Here is a 17483-nt window from a genome sequence, read left to right on the forward strand (position 1 = left end):
TGAAAATCTCCTATTTGGGACGCGCGTCCGTTATGTTAGATACGCGACTCAGAAGAAGGAGACCGCCATGGCTGATGCATTCCTGTCCCACGTTTCGGACACCCTCTCGCAGATCAAAGCGGAGGGCCTGTACAAGACGGAACGAATGATCACCTCGCCCCAGGGCGGCGAGATCACGGTGGGCGGACGACAGGTCATCAACCTGTGCGCCAACAATTACCTGGGACTGGCCGACCATCCGGCGCTGATCGAGGCCGCGAAGAACGCGATGGAGCCCAAGGGGTTCGGTATGGCCTCGGTCCGGTTCATCTGCGGCACGCAGGATATCCACCGCGAGCTGGAGCAACGGCTGGCCAAGTTTCTGGGCAAGGACGATTCGATCCTGTTCGCGGCGTGCTTCGACGCCAATGGCGGGTTGTTCGAACCCCTGCTGGGACCCGAGGATGCCATCATCTCGGACAGTCTGAACCATGCCTCGATCATCGACGGGGTGCGGCTGTGCAAGGCCAAACGCTATCGTTACATGAACAACGACATGAACGACCTCGAAGCCTGGCTGAAACAGGCGCGCGCGGACGGGGCGCGGCACATCATGATCGCGACCGACGGCGTGTTCTCGATGGATGGCTACCTGGCCAATCTGCCCAGGATCCGCGAACTGGCCGACAAATACGACGCGGTGGTGATGGTCGATGACTGCCACGCCACTGGCTTCATGGGGCCGCGCGGGGCGGGCACGCCGGATCATTTCGGCGTGGACGTGGACATTCTGACCGGGACATTGGGCAAGGCACTTGGGGGGGCAATCGGCGGTTACATCGCCGGGCCGCAGCCAGTGATCGACCTGCTGCGGCAGCGGGCGCGGCCCTATCTGTTCTCGAATTCGCTGCCGCCCTCCATCGTTGCCGCCGGGCTTGAGGCGATCCGCCTGGTCGAAGAGGGCGACATGCTGCGCAAGCAACTGTTCGGCAATGCCAAATACTGGCGCGCCGGGCTGGAAAAGCTGGGGTTCGACCTGCTGCCGGGTGAACATCCGATCATCCCCGTGATGCTGGGCGAGGCACAATTGGCGCAGGACATGGCCGCCCGCCTGTTCGACGAAGGCGTCTATGTCTCGGGCTTCTTCTTCCCGGTGGTCCCGCGTGGCCAGGCCCGCATCCGCACCCAGATGAACGCGGCGCTGACCCGCGACGAGTTGGACCGCGCTCTGGCCGCCTTCGGCAAGGTCGGAAAGGCGTTGGGGGTCATCTGATGGTTCTGAACTCGGTCATCGACGCGATCGGCGATACGCCCCTGATCGAGCTGTCCCGGGTTTGCCAAATTCTGGATCTGGACGGCCGTATTCTAGCAAAGCTGGACTATCTGCTGCCGGGCTTTTCGAAAAAGGATCGGGCCGCCCGGTCCATCATCGAACAGGCCCGCGCCGACGGCAGCCTGATCCCGGGGCAGACGGTGGTCGAGCTGACCTCAGGCAACATGGGCACCGGCCTGGCGATTGTCTGCGGCATTCTGGGGCACCCGTTCGTGGCGGTCATGAGCGCAGGGAACTCGGTCGAACGCGCCCGCATGATGCGCGCCTTGGGCGCCGAGGTGGTGATCGTCCCTCAGGCCGAAGGCGGCAAACCGGGCGAAGTCTCGGGCGCCGACCTGGCGCTGGTGGATGACGCCGCCCGCCGCATCACCGCCGAGCGCAACGCATTCCGCGCCGATCAGTTCGGCCACGCGGGCAACCCCAAGGCCCATGCCGCCGGGACGGGTCCGGAAATCTGGACCCAATCGGCAGGTGCCGTGACGGCCTTTTGTGATTTTGCCGGCTCTGGCGGCACACTTGCCGGGGTCTCTGACTACCTGTCACCCCTTGGGGTGCGGTGCTATGCGGTCGAACCCGATGGCGCTCGTGCCTTGGCCGGAGAACCCGTCCGTGCGCCCGATCATCCCATCCAGGGCGGTGGTTATGCGATGTCGGATCTGACGCATCTGAACGGAGTGCAATTGGCCGGTCATCTGTCCGTCACCGGCGCATCAGCGCGCGACGCCGCCCGCCTGTTGGCCCGCACCGAAGGCATCTTTGCGGGCTTTTCCGCCGGGGCGAACCTGGCTGCCGCCATCGTCCTGCTGCGTGGCCCCGAACGCGGTGGCTGCATCGCCATCGTGATGTGTGACAGCGGCTTGAAATACCTGTCGACCGATTTGTGGGAGTGATCCGGATGCGACCCAACACGATGAAAGCGCTGGAGAAGTCCAGGCCCGAAGAAGGACTGTGGATGGTTCAGGCCCCGGTCCCCGAGATCGGCCCCGACGAAGTTTTGATCCGCGTGAAGAAGACCGGGATCTGCGGCACCGACATCCATATCTGGAACTGGGATGAATGGGCGTCCCACACGGTGCCCGTCCCCATGATCACCGGCCACGAATTCGCCGGTGAGATCGTCGAGCTGGGCCGCAACGTGACCGGGTTGAAGATCGGCCAGCGGTGCTCGGGCGAGGGTCACCTGATCGGCACCGACAGCCGCCAAAGCCGCGCGGGCAAGTTCCACCTGGACCCGGGCACCCGCGGGATCGGGGTGAACGAACAGGGCGCTTTTGCCCAATATCTCAAGCTGCCGGCCTTCAACGTGGTGCCCCTGCCCGACGACATCCCCGACGAAATCGGCGCGATTCTCGACCCGCTGGGCAATGCCGTGCACACCGCGCTGAGCTTCGACCTGCTGGGCGAGGACGTGTTGATCACCGGCGCCGGCCCGATCGGGATCATGGCCGCCGCGGTGGCCCGCCACGCCGGCGCCCGGCATGTGGTGATCACCGACATCAACCCCGACCGGCTGGCGCTGGCGCAGCATGTCGTGCCTTCGGTCCGGGCGGTGAACGTGGCCGAGGAAGAGCTGCAATCGGTGATTTCCGACCTGGGCATGAGCCAGGGTTTCGACGTGGGGCTGGAAATGTCGGGCTCGCAGGCGGCGCTGGACCAGATGGTCGAGGCGCTGGTGATGGGCGGCAAGATCGCCCTGCTGGGCATTCCGCCCGGAAAATCGCCCGTCGACTGGAGCCGCATCGTGTTCAAGGCGATCACCATTAAAGGCGTCTACGGCCGCGAGATGTTCGAGACCTGGTACAAGATGATCGCGATGTTGCAGAACGGTCTGGATGTCAGCCGGGTCATCACCCATCGCTTTGCCGTCGACGATTTTGCGCAGGGCTTTGCTGCCATGAAGTCGGGAAAATCGGGCAAGGTGGTGCTGGACTGGGCCTGACCCTCTGGATAGTTGCAAACGCACCTTCTAGACAGGTGCGCACACATGCCGGGGAGGAAATGAAATGGCCGACAAAGCCAAGGGCGACCGCCCGCTGGAACGGGGAATCGAAGACACGCTGGTGACCGATTTCGCGGACACCCACCGCAAAAGCTATGGCGACTTCCTGCAGCTCAAGACCCTGCTCAACCTGCAGAAAACCTTTCAGGATCCGGCCCAACCCGATGAGATGCTGTTCATCATCATCCATCAGGTCAGCGAGCTTTGGCTGAAACTGATGCACCATCAGCTGGTCGAGGTGCGGCGTTTTCTGCAGCAGGATGAGTTCGGCCCCGCGATGAAGAACCTGGACCGGATCAAAGCGATCCAGAGGCAGTTGATCGCCGCATGGGAAACTCTGCTGACCATGACGCCCGCCGACTACATGACCTTCCGCAAGGCGCTGGGCAATTCATCCGGCTTCCAGAGCTACGGCTATCGCCAGATCGAGTTCATCCTGGGCAACAAGGATACCGCCACGCTGAAGGTGCATGAGCACGACCCCGAAGTGATGGAGATGCTGACCGCCGCCCTAGTCAAACCGTCGCTGTATGACGAGGTGTTGCACATGCTGGCGCGGCAGGGTTTTGACGTGCCGCAGGACCTGTTGGACCGGGATTATTCAAAGACTTACTCCGGCGATCCGCGCATCGTGCAGATCTGGGCCGAGATCTACCGGCACACGGGCCGGTACTGGGACCTGTATGCGCTGGCCGAAAAGCTGATGGATGTGGAATCGCTGTTCCAGCGGTGGCGCTTCGACCATGCGACCGCCGTCGAACGCGTGATCGGCATGCAGCCCGGCACTGGCGGCTCCAGCGGCGTGGCCTTCCTGCGCAAGGCGCTGGAGCTGCGATTCTTCCACGATCTTTACGACGTGCGCACCGACCTGATGTACGGCGGACAGGGCTGAGCCATGCTGTATCGCGGATTTACCCAAGCCGAGCTGGAGCGCGAATACGCGCCCAGTTCCATGATCGGCGGCGACCTTGCGCCCTATCTGGCGGCCTATTCGGCGCTCAGCGGGCAGGCGCGGTCAAAACTGACGGTGCAAGAGACCCTCGGCTATGGCGACACGCCCGCGCAGGTGCTGGATTTCTTTCCCGCCCGCACGCTCGGCGCACCGCTGCATGTGTTCGTCCACGGCGGCTATTGGCAGGCGCTCAGCCAGCGCGATTCGGCGATGATGGCACCCGCTCTGGTCCAAGGCGGGCAGGCGTTTGCAACGGTGAACTACACGCTCGCCCCCGACGCGCGGCTGGGCCAGATGGTCGATGAATGCCGGACCGCGCTGATGTGGCTGGCCACCCGGGCCAAGTCGCTGGGGTTCGATGCCTCGCATGTCACCCTGTCCGGGCACAGCGCCGGCGCGCACCTCGCGGCGATGGTCATGGCGACCTCGGCCGACCAATTCGCCCGGATCGGCCTGCGGGTGCGCGAAGTCATCCTGATCAGCGGTGTCTACGACCTGGAACCGATCAGCCTGACCCCGGTCAACGATCCGCTGCAGCTGACCCCGGTCGAGCTGCACGACCTGTCCCCCATCCTGAACCTGCCCGCGCCCGGGCCGCGCTATCGGATCACGGTGGGCGAGCGGGACACCGGCGAGTTCATCCGCCAGAGCCGCGACTATGCCGAAGCGCTGCGCAAGGCCGGGCATGCGGTCAGCTTTGATCTGCAGCCGGGCACGCATCATTTCGACATCATCCTCAAGGACGGGACGTTTCTGAACGACCACCCCTGAATATGAAAACGGCGGCCCCTGGGGACCGCCGTTTCCTTCAATTTCGACCGGATCAATCCAGCGTGCGGGTGACTTCCTCGCGCTCGAAGATCTCGATCACGTCGCCGGGGCGAATATCGTCGTAGTTCTCGAACGCCATACCGCATTCCTGACCCGACTGAACCTCGGCCACTTCGTCCTTGAAGCGTTTCAGCGTCTTCAGCGTGCCCTCGTGGATCACCACGTTGTCGCGCAGCAGGCGCACGCCGGCCGAACGGCGGGCAACTCCCTCGGTGACCAGACAGCCGGCAACCTTGCCGACGCCGGTGACCTTGAACACTTCCTTGATCTCGGCATAGCCGATGAACTTCTCGCGGATCTCGGCGCTCAGCAGGCCCGAGGCGGCGGCTTTGACGTCATCCACCAGGTCGTAGATCACCGAATAGTAGCGGATCTCGACGCCCTTCTGGTTGGCGGTGTTGCGCGCCGACGCGTTGGCCCGGACGTTGAAGCCAAAGACCGGAGCACCCGACGCTTCGGCCAGGCCGATATCGGTTTCGGTGATGGCGCCGACGCCCGAGTGCAGCACGCGCACGCGCACCTCGTCGTTGCCGATCTTCTCCATCGCCTGGACGATCGCCTCGGCCGAGCCCTGCACGTCGGCCTTGACCAGAATGGGCAGCTCGGCCACGTTCTCGTCTTCTTTGGCCTTCTGCATCAGCTGTTCCAGCGTGGTCGCGGCACCGGCGGCGGCGCGCTTGTCCTTGGCAACCTGCGCGCGGTACTCGGCGATCTCGCGGGCCTGCGCCTCGGTCTCGGTCACGTTCAGAACGTCACCGGCCTCGGGCGTACCGTTGAGACCCAGCACCTCGACCGGAACCGAAGGCCCGGCTTCCTGGACGCGCTCGCCCTTGTCGTTGATCAGCGCGCGGACCTTGCCGTACTGCTCGCCCACGACGAAGATGTCGCCCTGGCGCAGCGTGCCCTTCTGGACCAGAACGGTCGCGACCGGGCCACGGCCCACGTCCAGCTGCGCCTCGATCACGGCGCCTTGTGCGGCGCGGTTCGGGTTGGCCTTCAGCTCCAGAATCTCGGCCTGCAGCGCGATGGCTTCCAGCAGATCGTCCAGACCCTGACCCGTGATGGCCGACACTTCGACATCCTGAACCTCGCCGGACATCTTTTCGACGATCACCTCGTGCTGCAGCAGGTCGGTGCGCACCTTGTCCGGGTTGGCCTCGGGCTTGTCGACCTTGTTGATCGCAACGATCATCGGAACACCGGCGGCCTTGGCGTGGTTGATTGCCTCGACCGTCTGCGGCATCACCGCGTCATCCGCCGCGACAACCAGCACCACGATGTCCGTTACCTGAGCCCCGCGCGAGCGCATCGAGGTAAAGGCCGCGTGGCCCGGCGTATCCAGGAAGGTCAGCGTAGTGCCGTCGTTGGTCTGCACCTGATAGGCGCCGATATGCTGGGTAATGCCACCGGCCTCGCCCGCAACGACTTTGGCGTCGCGGATCGCATCCAACAGCGAGGTCTTGCCGTGGTCGACGTGACCCATGATGGTAATGACCGGCGGACGGGGCTGCAGGTCTTCATCCTTGTCCTCGACATCCGAGATGACATCCTCAACATCCGCATCCGAAACCCGCACGACCTTGTGGCCGAATTCTTCGATGATCAGTTCGGCAGTGTCGGCGTCGATGGTCTGGTTCTGCGTGACCATCATACCCATGTTCATCAGCGACTTGACGACATCGGCGACGCGTTCGGCCATACGGTTGGCCAGTTCCGATACGACGATCGCCTCGGGCAGTTGAACCTCGCGGATCACCTTTTCACGCTCGACCGATCCCCCCATGGCCTTCTGCCGCGCGCGCTCCTGCTTGCGCTTCATCGCGGCCATGGACCGCTGCCGACCACCTTCACCGCCCGAAAGCGCCTGATTCAGGGTCAGCTTGCCCGAACGGCGGCCATCGTCGCGGCCCTTGCCGCGCGTCTGACGCTGTTCGCGATCCGCCTTGCGCGGCGTTTCCGCGGGCGCAGGCTTGCTGGCCGCGGGGGCCTTGGCCTTGGGTGCCTCTTTCGCGGCCGCGGCTTCTGCTGCGGCGCGCTGAGCGGCTTCTTCGGCCTCTTTCTGCTTGCGCTCTTCTTCCTCGGCTTTCTGCCGGGCTTTCTCCTCGGCCTCGCGCTGTTCGCGCTCCTTGGCCTCCTGTTCGGCGCGGCGGCGTTCACGCTCTTCGGCGCGCGCCTTTTCCTCGGCCTCGCGGCGTTCGGCTTCCTCGGCCTCACGGGCCTTGGCCGCCTGCAACGCCTTCAGGCGCCGATTCATCTCGGCATCGGAAATCCCGGCCGGCCGGCGCGAAGGATCACCCGACGGCGCAGCGCCACCGCTGGGCTTGGACGCTCCCGGCTTGGGAACCACCACGCGCTTGCGTTTGGTTTCCACCACGACATTCTTGGTGCGTCCGTGGCTGAAACTCTGTTTCACATTCCCGGGGCGTGCCCCACCACGAAGACCCAATGTCTTTTTGCCGTCACTATCGCTCATAAAGCTTCTTACCCTTCCGCGCGGCCCTTGCCGCCGTCATCCATATCGCGCAAGCCACGCAGGCGCTGCGCTTCCTCTACAACACGTTTGGCGAGTCCGCCAGAGGCGAGCGCCGCATGAATCACCGTTTGGCGCCCAAATGCCGCCCCAAGCTCGTCTGCGGTCAGCCAGCCGATGTATTTCCCGAAATGCGGCGTGCTCAGCTTGGACTTGCCGCGCCCGGAACCATCGACCGCCTGAATCAGAACCCAGGCCTCTTCGCGATCAAGCCAGGACTTGACCTTTTCATACCCGGCGACCGCATCGCCGGACTTTCGCGCCAGGCTGATCAATTCGATCACGCGGCGCGACAATTGACGCTCCACCTCGTCCACAAGGTCCTGCGGTACAGTCACCTGCGCCTTGAACCCGCGTGCAAACAGCTTCTTGCCGACGGCCGTGTCCAGCGCCTTGCGATCCGCCGAGACATAAACGCCCCGACCCGGCAACTTGGACGCGACATCCGGGAAAACCTGCCCATCCGGGCCGGTTACAAAGCGGATCAGCCCGTACCGAGGCTGCACCTCGCCCGTGGCGATGCATTTCCGCTCTGGCCCTTCGGACCGTTCCTTATGGACGCCACCGCGACCCATGTGTGCCACCCGAGGCCTGGAATCAGGCCTCGGCCTCCTCGTCTGCTGCTTCGTCCTCGACGTCTGCCTCGGGCTGCTCCAGATCGGCGGGGTCGACCCAGCCCAACATGACCCGGGCGGTCATCACCAGATCCTGTGCCTCTTCCAGCGTCACGCCAAAGGGTTCGAGAATACCGTCATCCTTGACCCGCTGGCCATCAACCGTGGTCCAGCCTCCGGCCAGTTCCCAGTCAGCGCAGGTTGCAAAGTCTTCCAGCGTCTTGACGCTGTCCTTGGCAAGCGCCTCAACCATTTGGGGTGTCAGGCCCTCAAATTCAATAAGGCTGTCCTCGGCACCCAGGCTGCGGGCGCTGTCCAGCGCCGCCTTGGCCTGTGCCTCAAGGAATTCGCGCGCACGGGCCTGCAGCTCGTTTGCAGTGCCTTCGTCGACGCCATCGATCACCAGCAGTTCGTCCAGCTCGACATAGGCCACTTCTTCCAGGTTGGTGAAGCCTTCCGAGACCAGCAGCTGGGCAAAGAACTCGTCCAGGTCCAGGCTGTCCATGAACAGCTGCGTGCGGGCTTCGAACTCCTTCTGACGGCGTGCCGATTCTTCGGCCTCGGTCATGATGTCGATGTCCAGACCGGTCAACTGGCTGGCCAGACGCACGTTCTGACCACGGCGACCGATGGCGAGGCTCAGTTGCTCTTCGGGAACCACAACTTCGATCTTGCCGGCTTCTTCGTCCAGAACCACTTTCGACACTTCCGCAGGCTGCAGCGCGTTCACAAGGAATGTCGGCTGGTCTTCATTCCACGGGATGATGTCGATCTTTTCACCCTGCAGCTCGTTCACGACGGCCTGCACGCGGCTGCCGCGCATACCAACGCAGGCGCCGACGGGGTCGATCGAGTTGTCATACGAGATGACCGCGATCTTGGCACGCGAACCGGGGTCACGGGCCACGGCCTTGACCTCGATGATGCCGTCATAGATTTCCGGCACTTCCATCTTGAACAGCTCGGCCATGAACTCGGGCGCCGTGCGCGACAGGAAGATCTGGTGACCGCGCGTTTCGCGGCGCACTTCCTTGATGTAGGCGCGCACCCGGTCATTGGGGCGATAGCTTTCGCGACCGATCTTGTCGTTGCGGCGCAGAACAGCCTCGGCCCCACCCAGATCGACGATCACGTTGCCGAATTCCTCACGCTTGACGGCGCCGTTGATGATGGTGCCGACACGATCCTTGAAGTCTTCGTACTGGCGGTCACGCTCGGCCTCACGAACCTTCTGCAGGATCACCTGCTTGGCCGATTGAGCCGCGATCCGGCCCATTTCCACCGGCGGGACCTCTTCCACGAATACATCACCAATCTCGGGCGATTCCATGTATTGCTTGGCCTGCTCGACGGTCATCTCGGCCTGATAGTTCTCAAGCTCGTCATCCGCGACCACGGTGCGGACTCGAGTAAAGGTTGCCTTGCCGGTCTTGCGATCGATGGACACGCGGATGTCCATTTCCGCGCCGTAACGGCTCTTGGCGGCACGGGCGAGCGATTCCTCCATCGCTTCGACGACCAGACCGGGGTCGATCATCTTTTCGCGGGCCACAGCCTCGGCGGTCTGCAACAGCTCAAGCTGGTTTGCTGAGGTGATTGCCATCAGTTCGTCTCCTCTTCGGACCCTTCGGTCTCAATCTCGTCGAAAGCGTTTTCGTTCAGGGCGCCGGCATCCTTGCGCTGGCGCAGCATTTCCTTGATCAGGTCATCGGTCAGGACCAGCTTGGCGTCGCTCAGCCAGTCGAATTGCAGACCGATGGTCACGGTCTCTTCGCCGTTGGGGATGTTGATCAGAACCTCATCCCCTTCGACACCGGCCAGTTCCCCCTTGAAGCGGCGGCGGCCGTCGATCAGTTCGGTGGTTTCCAGCTTGGCCTCGTATCCTTCGAACGTCTCGAAATCCTTCAGTCGCGTCAGCGGGCGGTCGATGCCGGGGCTGGACACCTCGAGCGTATAAGCGTCGAGGATCGGGTCCTCAACGTCCAGCGTGGCGCTGACCGCGTTCGAAATCTCGGCGCAATCATCCACCTCGATGCCGCCATCGGGCTTGTCGGCCATGATCTGCAGCGTAGTCTGCTTGCCGCTCATCAGGCGGATGCGGACCAGCTCGTACCCCAGATCCTCGATCACCGGAGTGATGATCTCGGCCAGTCGTCGGTCGATCGCCGCCTTGGCTATCAGGTCGTTTGTCATATGGTGCTCTACCCTTCAATCGGGCACAAAAAAACGGGCGCGCGGCCCGTCGAATTTTCCGGTGGAGCCTCGGACCAGAAGTCCGACACGCCGCTGTTGCAACTGCATATACGCAGGACGCCCCGAGTCTGCAACCCCTGCCGTCAACCAACGGACAATCCGCGTCAGTTTTCAGGTCGGTCTCAGGCCATCCACCAGCGTTCCGCGATGCGCCCATCGTCCAACGGCGCGCCCCGCCCGATCCGGCGTGGCAGACCCACGGTGCCGGAGATTGCCAGCGACATCTCTGATTCGTTGGGGAAGAACCGCACGCCACCCAGACCGCGCAGCCCTTGCGCCGCCGGCAGCACCGACACGTCCACATAACGGTCACGCAGCGCCTCGGCCCGCACGGCCGGGTCGGGGATCACGATGATATCGACCGCTTCCAGCCAGCCGGCATGGCCATCCTTGTAGTGGCCCGCGACCCGGCGGCCGCGGAAATGGCGCCCGTCTTCGGCCCGTTCGACCCGGTAACACCCGGTGCCGTTCGCCTGCTGCAGCGGCGAAACGCTCTGCCCGTCGCGGGTAATGACGAACCGGGTATCGGCCAGCAGGAAAGGCAGGCCGGGGTTGGCCTCGGCCAGTTCGATCCGTATGCGGTCCGGCGCCAGGGCTTCGGCGCGCCCGACCTCGGACAGGACCGCCAGAACATCTCCGGCCGTCAGCGCCACACCGTCGTGAAACACCGCATCGGCACGCAGGTCGAAGGTCCAGACACGGGCCTCGGAATCGGTCTGCCATGCGGTCGCCAGCTCGCCGCGAAGAGTGCCGTCCGGCGCGATCTCGGTCAGGGTGTCGAACACCGCACCCCGGGCCAGCCGGTCCAGGCTGTCATCGCGCGGCACGGCGATGCGCAGCACGCCGCCCGATTTCGGCGTATCCGCCAGCGAGGCCCCCGTCGCGGCCAGCAGGGCTGCGGCGGCACCCGAGGTGAACAGAGCACGGCGGTCGATGCGGGTCATGCAACCTCCTGCGCGGTTCGGTCCATGATGCGCACCAGTTCGGCGCTGATCCCAGGCTCCGACAGGGCGTGACCGGCCTGCCGCACCATCTTCAGCTCGGCCTCGGGCCATTTCTCGGCCAGGCTCCAAGCCGCCTGCGGGGGGCAGATCATGTCGTACCGGCCTTGCACGATATGGCCGGGGATATGCGCGATCCGGTCCATCCGGTCCAGAATCTGGCCGTCATGTTCCAGAAACGCCTTGTTGATGAAATAGTGATTCTCGAGCCGCGCGAAGGTGCGCGCATATTCGCCGGGGCTTTCACCGACGGCCCCGTTCGTGTGGATCGAGGCCAGCGCGTTTTCCCAGTGCGACCAGGCGCGGGCGTACAGGATCTCAGTCGCGCGATCGCCCGAAAACAGCCGCTTGTTGTAGGCGCCGATCGTGTCGGACAGTTCCGAGTCGCGCAGCAGGGAGGTGAAGCGCGCCCATTGCTCGGGCCAGAACTTGCCGGCCCCGCCGCCATAGAACCAGTCAAGCTCCGCCTGCGTGGCCAGAAACACGCCGCGCAGAACCAGGCGGGTCACCCGGTCGGGGTGGGTTTGGGCATAGATCAGCGCCAGCGTGGCGCCCCAGCTGCCGCCGAATACGATCCAGTCGTCGATCTCGAACAGTTTCCGCAGGCGCTCGATATCGGCCACCAGGTGCCACGTCGTGTTGTTCTCGACCGAGGCCGTGGGCCGCGACCGGCCGCAGCCGCGCTGATCGAACAGAATCACCCGGTAGACCTCGGGATCGAAATAGCGCCGCATGGCCGGGCTGCAGCCGCCGCCTGGGCCGCCATGCAGAACCACCACCGCAATCCCGTCGGGATTGCCGCATTGTTCCACATAAATGCGGTGCCCGTCGCCCATATCCACCACGCGCTGGTCGAACGGATCGACCGGCGGGTAAAGATATTGCACTGCGCGCTTTTGGTCCGGGTACTTGTCCATTATGGCCCTATATAGTCCTACAGCGTAAAAGAGCACACGGAGACAGGAATGCAAGCGCATCCGAACACGGTTGACCCGTCCGAGATCGCAAAATTCGAGGCGATGGCCGCCGAATGGTGGGACCCGCACGGGAAATTCAAACCTCTGCACATGCTCAATCCGTGCCGTCTGGACTATATCACACAGCAGATCGCGGGCGAATTTGACCGGGATCTGACGGCAGCGAAACCGTTCGCGGGCCTGCGCCTGCTGGATATCGGCTGCGGCGGCGGGTTGCTGAGCGAGCCGATGGCGCGGCTGGGCGCCGAGGTCGTGGGCGCCGACGCGGCCGAGCGCAACCTGCCCGTGGCCCGCATCCATGCCGAGCAATCCGGCCTGCAGATCGACTATCGCCACACCACCGCCGAGGCGATGGCCGACGCGGGCGAGCAGTTCGACGTGGTTCTGAACATGGAGGTGGTCGAGCATGTGGCCGATCCGCTGGCCTATCTGACAGCCACGCAACAGCTGTTGAAACCCGGCGGGCTGGAAATCTGTTCCACCATCAACCGCAACCCGAAATCCTATGCGATGGCGATTTTCGGGGCCGAGGTCGTGATGCGCTGGCTGCCGCGCGGCACGCATGAATGGTCCAAATTCATCACCCCGGACGAGCTGTTCGACCTGCTGCGCCAAGCCGGTCTGGACCCGGTGGACCGCAAGGGATTCGTCTTCAACCCGATCACCTGGAGCTGGTCGATCTCGGACCGGGATCTGAGCGTGAACTATGTCACCGCCAGCGTGAAGCCGGGCTGAGGTCTATTCCTCTTCCAGCTTCATGCGCAGGTCGCGCAGAACCGGCAGGGTCGTGCGCACACGCTCAAGGCCCAGCTCGCCCACGACCCGGTTGATCAGAGGCGCGATGGCCGAGATCGCCTGATCCCGCGCCCGGCGGCCGGCCGGGCTGATCGCCACCATCTTGCGGCGGGCATCGTCCCAATCGGGGCGGATGTGGATGTATCCGGCCCATTCCAGCTTGGCCAAGGTGTTGGTCATTGCCCCACGGGTCACATGGAATGTGCTGGCCAGTTGGGCAGGCGTCCGCTCGCCTCCCACGAACACCAGGTGGTTCAGCACCGAGAAATGCGAGATTTCCATGCCCTTGGGCAGCACTCGGCTCAGCCGGTTCCGCAGCAATTGGTCCGCGGTCAGGATCTCGCTGAACAGCGCGACCGCAAGGGCGTTGGTTTCGTCAGTCATTACCCGGTTCTGGATCAGGGCCCGTCGAACGGGCGAACATGTGTCAAGGACGGCACGCGCCGCCGTGCCTCTGTAACAGACCTATCATCCAGATCAAAAAAGTGAATGCCGGTCTGAGTGCCTGCGTCGATCAGCACCTCGCCCCAGGGCGACACGACCATGCTGTGCCCGTGGGTATGGCGCGTCTTGCCGCGGGTCTTGGGGTGTTCCCCGGTCTGCGCGGGGGCAATGACCCAACAGCCGGTCTCGATGGCGCGGGCGCGCAGAAGCGGCTCCCAATGGGCCGCGCCGGTCACCGGAGAGAACGCAGCCGGAACCGTCAGGATCGTGGCCCCGCCCTGTGCCAGCGCGGCGTGCAGATGCGGGAACCGGATGTCATAGCAGATGGTCATGCCGACCTTGCCGAAGGCGGTCTCGGCAATCACCGCCCGCGACCCGGGCCGATAGCTGGCCGATTCGCGAAAAGTCTCGGTCTCGGTGACCTGCACGTCGAACATGTGGATCTTGTCATAGCGCGCGACGATCCCGCCCTGCGGGTCGATCATGTAAGACCGGTTGGCGAACCGCCCGTCGGCGTCATGAGTCTTCAGCCCCAGCGATCCGATCAGCAGCCACACGCCCAATTCCGCCGCCTGTTCGCGCAGGCCCGCCAGTGTGATGTCGTCTTCCTCGTGCTGCAGCACCTCGCGTTGGCGCGTTCCGCTGGTCGAAACGCAGTTGGTGACCTCGGGCGTCAGGATGAACGTCGCGCCCTTGCCCGCGGCCTCGTCCATCATGGCGCGCACCATGTCCAAGTTCGCGGCCGGGTCGTCCGACGAGGTGATCTGCAGCAGGGCGGTTCTCATCAGGCGGCCAACAGCGGGTCCAGCTTGCCGGCCTGTTCGAGTTCGTACAGATCGTCGCAGCCACCGACATGGGTGTCGCCGATGAAGATCTGAGGCACCGTGCGCCGCCCGCCCGCCCGCTGGATCATCTCGGGCTTGCGTTTGGGGTTCATCAAAACGTCGATTTCCTCGAAGGCGACGCCTTTCTGATTCAGCAGCCGTTTGGCCGCGTGGCAAAAGCCGCACAGCGGCGAGGTATATATGACAACCGGTTTCATGGTCCGTTCCCTTGGATTTCGCGCAATCTAGGGGGAATTAGGCATCCTTGGCAACGCGCGCCAGTACCAACACGGAAATATCATCCGCCCCGGCCGCCCGGCAGGCGCGGGCGCAGGCCGCCAGGGTTGCGCCCGATGTCATCACGTCATCGACCAGCAGCACGGCGCGCCCCGGCAGGCGGTCCGCCCGGCGCGGATGCACGGTGATCGCATCGCGCAGCGTTTCGGTCCGTTCGGCGGCCGTTTTCCCCTCCAGCGCCGGGGTGCGCCGGCTGCGCAGCAGCAGGTCGGGGCAAACCGGCAATCCGACCGTTTTTCCCAGATGCTGCGCCAGCAGCGCCGACTGGTTGTACCGACGCTTCAGCAACCGCGACCAATGCAGCGGCACCGGGGCGATCACCGTATCCGGTCGAAACAGCGCGCCACCGGCCTGCGCCATCCAACGCGCCGCAGGTTTTGCCAGTTCGGAACGATCCCCGTGCTTCAGGGCCAGAACCAGTGACCGCGCCCGTCCCTGATACAGCAATGCCGCGCGCCCCTCGGCCCACGGTTGTGGGCGGCGCAAACAATCGTCGCAGTCGATTCGGTGACCATCATCGCTGCCAGGCACCGGCGCACCGCAACTGTGGCAGACCGTCCCGCCGATGAACGGGGTCTCGCGCCAGCACGGCCCGCACAGGCCGAAATCCGAGGCCGCCATCTCGCCGCAGCCGATGCAGCGTGGCGGATACACGACCTCGATCGCGGTTTGAATCCGCTGCCATATGCGATAATTGCGGCTTATGGATTTGCCAGCACCCAATGCACCCTCGCTGTTCGATCGCAAAGCGCTTGCGGCACACCGCGCGCGGATCAGCGACGAAGCCCTTTTTCTGCACCACGCCGCCATGGACGAGGTGCAGGATCGCCTTTCCATGGTTAACAAATCCTTTACTGCGCCAGCGATCGTAGCCCCCTACCCCGAGATTTGGGCGCCGGTCCTGCCGGGCGCCCGGGTCGTGGCCGATGCCGACGTGCTGGACCTCAAACCCGCTGCGCATGATCTGGTGGTCCATGCGATGGCCCTGCATTGGGCCAACGATCCGGTGGGACAGCTGATCCAATGTGTCCGCGCGCTGCAGCCGGACGGGTTGTTGTTGGTGGTGTGTCTGGGCGGTGAAACCCTGCACGAATTGCGGGCCGCGCTGGGTCAGGCCGAGGTCGAGGTGACCGGCGGTCTCAGCCCCCGTGTCGCGCCGATGGCCGAGTTGCGAGATCTTGGCGCGCTGCTGCAGCGTGCGGGTTTTGCATTGCCTGTTGCGGACAAAGTGCCCCTGACGGCGACGTATCGCGACCTGTGGCACCTGATGCGGGACCTGCGCGCGATGGGTGAAACCAACGCCATGACCCAGCGGTTGAAACACCCGTCGCGCCGCGCGGTCTTTTCCCGGGCCCAAGAGATTTACGCCGCGCATTTCACATCTCCCGAAGGCCGGCTGAGTGCCACGTTCGAGCTGATCTGCCTGACGGGCTGGGCGCCGGATGCCAGCCAGCCCAAGCCGTTGCGCCCTGGCTCGGCCCAGATGAGACTGGCCGACGCCCTTGGCACGAAAGAAGGCAAACTGTCCGATTGACCCGCTGACCGAACCGATTATTTCAGCCTCTAAACCAGAATTCAGGAAGCTCACCATGTTCGATGCCACCCGCCCGGAACACGCTCCGGCAGACCACCCAAAAGTGAAGATGGGCCGCGTCGGCGTTCTTCTGGCCAATCTCGGCACCCCGGACGACTACAGCTATTGGCCGATGCGCCGCTATCTGGACGAGTTCCTGTCCGACCGGCGGGTGATCGACTATCCGGCCTGGAAATGGCAGCCGATCCTGCAGGCCATCATCCTGACCAAACGTCCCTTCAGCTCGGGCGCTGCGTACAAGTCGATCTGGAACCACGACAAGGGCGAAAGCCCGCTGATGACCATCACCAAGGACCAGACCGGCAAGATGCGTGCGGCGATGCAGGACCGGTATGGCGACAAGGTCATGGTGGATTTCTGCATGCGTTACGGAAACCCCTCGACCAAGTCGAAGGTCCGCCAGATGGTGGCCGAGGGCTGCGACCGCATCCTGTTCTTCCCGCTCTATCCGCAATATGCGGGCGCCACGACGGCCACCGCGAACGACCAGTTCTTTCGCGCACTGATGGACGAGGCCTGGCAGCCCGCCAGCCGCACGGTGCCCGCCTATTTCGACGAGCCGGCCTATATCGACGCCCTCGCGCAGTCGGTCGAGACGGCCTATGCCGCGATGGAGACCAAGCCGGACGTTCTGGTGTGTTCCTATCACGGCATGCCGGAGCGGTACCTCATGCAGGGCGACCCGTACCACTGCCAGTGCGCCAAGACGTCACGCCTGCTGAAAGAACGGCTGGGCTGGGCGGATGATCAACTGGTGACCACCTTCCAGTCACGATTCGGACCCGAGGAATGGCTGAAGCCCTACACCGTCGACCACGTCGCGGAACTGGCTCGGCAGGGCAAAAAGAATATCGCCGTCATCGCCCCGGCATTTTCGTCGGACTGCATTGAAACGCTGGAAGAGATCAACGAAGAGATCCGCGAAAGCTTTGAGCACGCCGGCGGCGAAAGCTTTACCTACATTCCCTGCCTCAACGACGAGGACGCGCATATCGCGGCCTTGGGCAAGGTTGTCGAGGACAACCTCAAAGGCTGGCTGGACTGAACCGGCCCGAAAACA

Annotated in this window: 18 protein-coding genes; 8 read left to right on the forward strand and 10 right to left on the reverse strand. The window is 64.0% G+C overall.

The genetic code is table 11. The annotated features are described in order from the left end of the window. Positions 1-67 precede the first annotated feature (67 nt). From ACR0NB_RS15060 to ACR0NB_RS15080, 5 genes are all read left to right on the forward strand, one after another. Complete coding sequence (locus ACR0NB_RS15060) at positions 68-1252, forward strand: glycine C-acetyltransferase (RefSeq protein WP_480776103.1); 1185 nt, start codon at positions 68-70, stop codon at positions 1250-1252. Beyond that, positions 1252-2202, forward strand: a complete 951-nt coding sequence (locus tag ACR0NB_RS15065) for a PLP-dependent cysteine synthase family protein (protein WP_480776104.1) — start codon at positions 1252-1254, stop codon at positions 2200-2202. Before ACR0NB_RS15060 ends, ACR0NB_RS15065 begins: the two co-directional genes overlap by 1 nt. A 20-nt stretch (positions 2203-2222) precedes the next feature. Further along, positions 2223-3251 (forward strand): L-threonine 3-dehydrogenase, encoded by a 1029-nt coding sequence (tdh, locus tag ACR0NB_RS15070; RefSeq protein WP_170526266.1) that lies wholly within the window; start codon positions 2223-2225, stop codon positions 3249-3251. 64 nt (positions 3252-3315) lie between these two features. Beyond that, positions 3316-4203, forward strand: a complete 888-nt coding sequence (locus ACR0NB_RS15075; RefSeq protein WP_480776105.1) for a tryptophan 2,3-dioxygenase — start codon at positions 3316-3318, stop codon at positions 4201-4203. A 3-nt stretch (positions 4204-4206) separates the two neighbouring features. After that, positions 4207-5034: an alpha/beta hydrolase gene (locus ACR0NB_RS15080; RefSeq protein WP_480776106.1), complete on the forward strand. Its 828-nt coding sequence runs from the start codon at positions 4207-4209 to the stop codon at positions 5032-5034. A 52-nt stretch (positions 5035-5086) separates the two neighbouring features. Here ACR0NB_RS15080 and infB read toward each other — a convergent pair whose 3' ends face one another. From infB to pip, 6 genes are all read right to left on the reverse strand, one after another. Next, positions 5087-7567: a translation initiation factor IF-2 gene (infB, locus tag ACR0NB_RS15085; protein WP_480776107.1), complete on the reverse strand. Its 2481-nt coding sequence runs from the start codon at positions 7565-7567 to the stop codon at positions 5087-5089. An 8-nt stretch (positions 7568-7575) separates the two neighbouring features. Then, the gene (locus ACR0NB_RS15090) at positions 7576-8199 is read right to left on the reverse strand and encodes an RNA-binding protein (protein ID WP_170343128.1); all 624 of its coding nucleotides are present in this window, start codon (positions 8197-8199) and stop codon (positions 7576-7578) included. 22 nt (positions 8200-8221) lie between these two features. Next, positions 8222-9841 (reverse strand): transcription termination factor NusA, encoded by a 1620-nt coding sequence (gene nusA, locus ACR0NB_RS15095; protein ID WP_480776108.1) that lies wholly within the window; start codon positions 9839-9841, stop codon positions 8222-8224. Continuing rightward, the gene (gene rimP / locus ACR0NB_RS15100; RefSeq protein WP_149775996.1) at positions 9841-10431 is read right to left on the reverse strand and encodes a ribosome maturation factor RimP; all 591 of its coding nucleotides are present in this window, start codon (positions 10429-10431) and stop codon (positions 9841-9843) included. Before rimP ends, nusA begins: the two co-directional genes overlap by 1 nt. A gap of 182 nt (positions 10432-10613) precedes the next feature. Continuing rightward, complete coding sequence (locus ACR0NB_RS15105) at positions 10614-11435, reverse strand: ABC transporter substrate-binding protein (RefSeq protein ID WP_480776109.1); 822 nt, start codon at positions 11433-11435, stop codon at positions 10614-10616. Further along, positions 11432-12409 (reverse strand): prolyl aminopeptidase, encoded by a 978-nt coding sequence (gene pip, locus ACR0NB_RS15110; protein ID WP_170359916.1) that lies wholly within the window; start codon positions 12407-12409, stop codon positions 11432-11434. Before pip ends, ACR0NB_RS15105 begins: the two co-directional genes overlap by 4 nt. A gap of 48 nt (positions 12410-12457) precedes the next feature. Here pip and ubiG point away from each other — a divergent pair, with 48 nt between their 5' ends. Further along, positions 12458-13204 carry a bifunctional 2-polyprenyl-6-hydroxyphenol methylase/3-demethylubiquinol 3-O-methyltransferase UbiG gene (ubiG, locus tag ACR0NB_RS15115; protein WP_170343132.1) on the forward strand — a complete coding sequence of 249 codons (747 nt, stop codon included), beginning with the start codon at positions 12458-12460 and terminating at the stop codon, positions 13202-13204. A gap of 3 nt (positions 13205-13207) precedes the next feature. Here the strand turns inward: ubiG and ACR0NB_RS15120 are convergent, their stop codons facing one another. From ACR0NB_RS15120 to ACR0NB_RS15135, 4 genes are read right to left on the reverse strand one after another with little or no spacing between them, the layout of a single operon-like run. Beyond that, positions 13208-13648, reverse strand: coding sequence for a MarR family winged helix-turn-helix transcriptional regulator (locus ACR0NB_RS15120; protein WP_170343133.1), 441 nt, complete (start codon positions 13646-13648; stop codon positions 13208-13210). 14 nt (positions 13649-13662) lie between these two features. Further along, entirely contained in the window at positions 13663-14493 is an 831-nt protein-coding gene (locus ACR0NB_RS15125) for a carbon-nitrogen hydrolase family protein (protein ID WP_170367537.1), read from the reverse strand. Beyond that, positions 14493-14750: a glutaredoxin 3 gene (grxC, locus tag ACR0NB_RS15130; protein ID WP_170342430.1), complete on the reverse strand. Its 258-nt coding sequence runs from the start codon at positions 14748-14750 to the stop codon at positions 14493-14495. Before grxC ends, ACR0NB_RS15125 begins: the two co-directional genes overlap by 1 nt. 37 nt (positions 14751-14787) lie before the next feature. Beyond that, positions 14788-15492: a double zinc ribbon domain-containing protein gene (locus ACR0NB_RS15135; RefSeq protein WP_480776166.1), complete on the reverse strand. Its 705-nt coding sequence runs from the start codon at positions 15490-15492 to the stop codon at positions 14788-14790. A gap of 40 nt (positions 15493-15532) precedes the next feature. Here ACR0NB_RS15135 and ACR0NB_RS15140 point away from each other — a divergent pair, with 40 nt between their 5' ends. After that, on the forward strand, positions 15533-16363 hold the full coding sequence (locus tag ACR0NB_RS15140) for a methyltransferase domain-containing protein (RefSeq protein ID WP_170365581.1): 831 nt from the start codon (positions 15533-15535) through the stop codon (positions 16361-16363). Between the two features lie 55 nt (positions 16364-16418). Beyond that, complete coding sequence (gene hemH, locus ACR0NB_RS15145; protein WP_480776110.1) at positions 16419-17468, forward strand: ferrochelatase; 1050 nt, start codon at positions 16419-16421, stop codon at positions 17466-17468. The last annotated feature ends 15 nt before the right edge of the window (positions 17469-17483 follow it).

The sequence above is a fragment of the Ruegeria sp. CG3 genome (assembly GCF_056537205.1).

Coding starts and splice junctions, on each gene's coding strand:
- infB (WP_480776107.1), bottom strand. CDS start 7,567: ATGAGCGATAGTGACGGCAAAAAGACATTGGGTCTTCGTGGTGGGGCA.
- ACR0NB_RS15065 (WP_480776104.1), top strand. CDS start 1,252: ATGGTTCTGAACTCGGTCATCGACGCGATCGGCGATACGCCCCTGATC.
- nusA (WP_480776108.1), bottom strand. CDS start 9,841: ATGGCAATCACCTCAGCAAACCAGCTTGAGCTGTTGCAGACCGCCGAG.
- grxC (WP_170342430.1), bottom strand. CDS start 14,750: ATGAAACCGGTTGTCATATATACCTCGCCGCTGTGCGGCTTTTGCCAC.
- ACR0NB_RS15105 (WP_480776109.1), bottom strand. CDS start 11,435: ATGACCCGCATCGACCGCCGTGCTCTGTTCACCTCGGGTGCCGCCGCA.
- hemH (WP_480776110.1), top strand. CDS start 16,419: ATGTTCGATGCCACCCGCCCGGAACACGCTCCGGCAGACCACCCAAAA.
- ACR0NB_RS15080 (WP_480776106.1), top strand. CDS start 4,207: ATGCTGTATCGCGGATTTACCCAAGCCGAGCTGGAGCGCGAATACGCG.
- ACR0NB_RS15075 (WP_480776105.1), top strand. CDS start 3,316: ATGGCCGACAAAGCCAAGGGCGACCGCCCGCTGGAACGGGGAATCGAA.
- ACR0NB_RS15120 (WP_170343133.1), bottom strand. CDS start 13,648: ATGACTGACGAAACCAACGCCCTTGCGGTCGCGCTGTTCAGCGAGATC.
- ACR0NB_RS15125 (WP_170367537.1), bottom strand. CDS start 14,493: ATGAGAACCGCCCTGCTGCAGATCACCTCGTCGGACGACCCGGCCGCG.
- rimP (WP_149775996.1), bottom strand. CDS start 10,431: ATGACAAACGACCTGATAGCCAAGGCGGCGATCGACCGACGACTGGCC.
- ACR0NB_RS15090 (WP_170343128.1), bottom strand. CDS start 8,199: ATGGGTCGCGGTGGCGTCCATAAGGAACGGTCCGAAGGGCCAGAGCGG.
- tdh (WP_170526266.1), top strand. CDS start 2,223: ATGAAAGCGCTGGAGAAGTCCAGGCCCGAAGAAGGACTGTGGATGGTT.
- ACR0NB_RS15140 (WP_170365581.1), top strand. CDS start 15,533: ATGGATTTGCCAGCACCCAATGCACCCTCGCTGTTCGATCGCAAAGCG.
- ACR0NB_RS15060 (WP_480776103.1), top strand. CDS start 68: ATGGCTGATGCATTCCTGTCCCACGTTTCGGACACCCTCTCGCAGATC.
- pip (WP_170359916.1), bottom strand. CDS start 12,409: ATGGACAAGTACCCGGACCAAAAGCGCGCAGTGCAATATCTTTACCCG.
- ubiG (WP_170343132.1), top strand. CDS start 12,458: ATGCAAGCGCATCCGAACACGGTTGACCCGTCCGAGATCGCAAAATTC.